3 protein-coding genes are annotated in these 3,979 nt (G+C 71.6%); all 3 read right to left on the reverse strand.

Features of this window, described 5'->3' with window-relative positions; genetic code table 11:
• Nucleotides 1-123: 123 nt before the first annotated feature.
• Entirely contained in the window at nt 124-1,623 is a 1,500-nt protein-coding gene (locus tag D7V80_RS40375; RefSeq protein WP_120593078.1) for a TonB-dependent receptor, read from the reverse strand.
• A complete protein-coding gene (locus D7V80_RS40380; protein WP_158616780.1) occupies nt 1,623-2,114 on the reverse strand; it encodes a hypothetical protein in 492 nt (163 codons plus the stop codon). The genes D7V80_RS40375 and D7V80_RS40380 overlap by 1 nt, the downstream gene beginning before the upstream one ends.
• Nucleotides 2,115-2,266: 152 nt before the next feature.
• Nucleotides 2,267-3,952, reverse strand: coding sequence for an AarF/ABC1/UbiB kinase family protein (locus D7V80_RS40385; RefSeq protein WP_120593080.1), 1,686 nt, complete (start codon nt 3,950-3,952; stop codon nt 2,267-2,269).
• Nucleotides 3,953-3,979 lie beyond the last annotated feature (27 nt).

The following is a 3,979-nucleotide window of genomic DNA, read 5'->3' on the forward strand; positions in this document are numbered from 1 at the left end:
GGCCTCATCCGGCGCAGCGCTGGCAAGGCGCGTAGCATCGAACTGCTTGTGCGGCCGGAGGCCCTGCCTGTCCTGCGATAGGCAGGGCCTATATCAACCGGTCAAAACCTCTGTGCCGGTGTACTAGTAGCGGAAGCCCAGCTGGAACGACAGGCCGGGGTACTGATCCACGGCGCCACCGGCGACGTACGGATCGCCCGGCTCCGGGTTGAACTTGAAGAAGTAGCGGCGCAGGTCCGCCTTCACCCTCACGTCCAGGATGCGGTTGAGCCGGTACGCCAGCGTGGCGCTGCCCGTGACGGCGCCCGCGGACATGCGCGGGAACCACGCGTCCGAGGACAGCTCGCCGGAGTCCAGCGGGTGCTGGTAGCCGAGCCGGAAGTTGAAGTCGAACTTCTCCGACAGCGCCGCCCGCACGCCCAGCCCCAGGCCCGCCGTCTTGTACTCCACGTTGGGCAGGTCCAACGGCCGCTCGCCGTCCACCGCGTCGATGCGGAACGTGTTCATTCCGTACGTGCCGGTGATCTCGAAGCCGTGGCGCTGCGCCTCGCCGAAGGGAATCACGTAGCGCAGGCCCGCCTGCCACTCGCGCGCCGTGGTGGGGTAGGAGACCGCGCCCGTGGAGCCCGTGGACTTCAGCCCGAAGGACTGATCAATGGCGCCCGTGATGCCCAGCCGCGCCAGCGCGCCCTTCTGGAAGGCCGCGAGCGGATAGACCGTCACGTCACCCGCCACCTGGGGCGCGCCCGGCAGCGCGAAGCCGCCCACGTCCGGGCCCAGCGTGTACGGCCGCAGCACGCCGAACACGTCGTCCTTGTAGCGCAGCGACCGGCCGAGCAGCTTCACACCCAGCGCGCCCTCCACGATGGGCGCCGAGGCCCGCTCCGCCTCCGTGGAGAGGGAGTCCTCTTCCTTCTCCGGAGCCTTGGTCTGCTTGGGCTCCTTGGGCGCCGCGGCCACCGGCTTGCGGATGGGCTCCGCGGCGGGCGGCTTCGTGGGCGCGGGCGTCTCCGCGATGGGCGCCGCGGGCTTCACCGCCGGCTCCGGCTCCACCGGCGTGGGGGGCTGCGGAGGCGCCACCGGGGCGGCCTCCGGCGCGCTGGACTTCTGCAGGCCGCGCTCCAGCGCCGTCCACTGGCGCTTCACCGCCACGGGCACCAGCTTCGGCGTGGCGGGCTTCGCGGCGGCGGGCGAGGCCAGCGCCTTGCCGTCCTTGCCGTTGCGCACGGTGACGCGCACCTGGTGCTTCTTGCCCACGGTGGACGAGTCCGCCACCAGCACCGCGCTCAGGCCCAGCTCGCTCGCCACGGCGGCGGCGCCAGCGGGCTGCGTCGGATCCCGGCCCAGGCGCGAGGCCGCGGCGCGCACCGCGGACTCGGGGACGATTTCGTAGCGGGCCGGACGGCGGGCCAGCTCCGCCTCCAGCGCGTCGCGCGCGGCTTCCGCGTGCGGACCGGAGGCGAGCACCGCCACGCGGCGCGCCTCCGCGGGCTGCTGGGCCTTCTTCTTCGCGGACTGCGCCGTCTTCGCGGCCGCCTTCTTCGGCGCGGCGTACGCGGCGGGGGCGAGCAGCAGGGCCGCGCCCAGGAAGGCCGCGGCGGAGGCGTATCGGGTGCGCGTCATCACGGGGAGCCCGGCTTTCCGGCGACCAGCCACTCGGTGACGCACGCGGTGTCCGCGGCGTTCAGCGACGAGCCCAGCGGCATCCGCGCGCCGCAGCCCGGCGACGCCGTGAGCTTCTTCAGGAAGAAGGACTGGGACGGGTTGGCGCTGTCCGCCAGCGGCGCGTTGTTGCACGCCGAGTTGGTGGTGTAGAGCCGCCCGGGGAGGCCGGATGCCTGCAAGTCCAGGCCGCCGCCCGCGGACCCATTGGAGTCCGTGGAGTGACACGACAAGCACTGCGCCTGGATGACGCTCGCGCCGGTGGTGCCGGGGGCGCAGGAGCCGGTGCCGCCAGTGAAGCGATCGGGGTCATCGAGCCCGCCTGCACAACCGGCGGTGGTGGCGAGGAGCGCGGCCGCGAACAGCGTGGCCAGCGGGGCGCGGTACGGACGACGGGCGGCGGTTGGGTTCGCGAACAAGTCGAGCACGGGGGCAAGAGGGGAGGACGACAAGCCCCGCAGACTACCCGGGCCACGCCTGACTGTGCACCCCTCAACGGATCCGTTCGCGCTCGCGTGACACGCGCTCCCCAAGCCCGCCTGCCCTCCAGGGGGTGGGCCGTTATCGCACCCACCCCGTGCCAAGCGCCGGCGAGGTCCTCTGGCTACCTGCGCTTCTTGAGGAAGCGGGTCACGCTGACCTTCCCGAACCGGCCGCCGAACAGGTACCAGGTGAGCACCGCGCCGAAGAGGGCCGCCGCCAGCGCGATGCCGACGATGCCCAGCACCGGCACGTTCCCGTACATGGGCGGCCGGGGCGCGAAGGCGATGAACGCGCCCACGATGAATCCGCACGCGCACAGGCCCAGGAAGGCGATGACGGCCACGCTGCGCAGGTTCTCGTTGAGCTTGTCGAACTGCTCCGCGCGCACCGTGACGCTGAACTTGCCCGTCTCCAGGTCCAGCAGGATCTGCGACAGCTGCGTGGGCAGGTCCTGCGCCATGGACTGGAAGCGCAAGAGCGTGCGCATCAGGCCGCCCTGGAGCTGGGTCGGATCATAGCGGCCCGCCATCAGCTCCTTCGCGTACGGCAGCGCGACCTCGATGATGTTCAGCTCCGGGTAGAGCCCGCGCAGCATGCCTTCGGTGGAGACGGAGGCGCGCGACAGCAGCGCGTACTCCTTGGGGATGCGGATGCGGTACTTCACGGCCAGGTCCAGCAGGTCGCGCAGGAGCGTGCGCGCGTCCACCTGACCCAGCGTGGTGGGCAGGTGCTGGCCCAGGATGGAGTCGATGTCGTTGCGGAAGCCCATCAGGTTGGCGCGCGCGTCCGGCACGCCCACGCGGTAGAGGATGCGCGCCACGGAGTCGCTGTCCTTGAGCGCCACCGCCAGGCACAGCATCACCAGCGTCTCCTGCATGGGGCGGGTGAGCCGGCCCACCACGCCGAAGTCCAGCAGCGCCAGCCGGTTGCCCTCCATGAGCAGCACGTTGCCGGGGTGCGGGTCGCCGTGGAACAGGCCGTCGTCGAAGAGCTGGCGGAAGCTGGCCTCCAGGATGTGCTGGGCGATCTGCTTGCGGTCCGCCTCCGGCAGGGCGGCGGGGTTGATCTTCTCCCCGCGGATGAACTCCATGGTGAGCACGGTGCGGCTGGAGAGCGCCGCGTGCACGCGCGGAATCTTGAGGTACGGGCGGTCCTTGTGGTTCTCCAGGAACGCGCGGATGTTGGTGGCCTCGTTGATGAAGTCGAGCTCCTCGTGGATGGCCCGGTCGAACTCGTCCACGATGCCGGAGGGCGAGTAGATGCCCGTCTCCTCCACCACGGCCTCCAGGAGGCGCGCCAGCGAGCGCAGCACGCCCAGGTCCGCGTCGATGCGCTGGGCGATGCCGGGGCGCTGGACCTTGATGACGACCTCCTCGCCGTCCAGCGTCACCGCGCGGTGCACCTGCGCGATGGACGCGGCGGCGAGCGGCTCCGGATCCACCTGGGCGAACAGCTCCTGCACGTCCTTGCCCAGGGCGCCGCGGATCTGCGCGTGGACCTGCTCCAGGGGGATGGCCTCCACGTTGTCCTGGAGCGTGGCCAGCTCCTCCACGAACTCCCCGGGCAAGAGGTCCGCGCGGGTGGAGAGCACCTGGCCCAGCTTGATGAACGTGGGGCCCAGCTCCGAGAGGAAGAGGCGGAAGCGGCGCGCGGTGGACTCGCGGCGGGCCTCGTCGGAGACCTCCACCTTCTCCTTGCGGCCGCCGAGCAGGCGCCAGACGCCCGCGCGCTCGGTCACCTCGCCGAAGCCGTGACGGGCCGCGATGAGGGCAATCTGCCGGATTCGGTTGAGGTCCTGGAGGTTCATGGCGAAGCCTGGGGGGCAGCCTGGGGC

This window comes from Corallococcus sp. CA054B, assembly GCF_003611625.1.
Lineage (GTDB): Bacteria > Myxococcota > Myxococcia > Myxococcales > Myxococcaceae > Corallococcus > Corallococcus coralloides.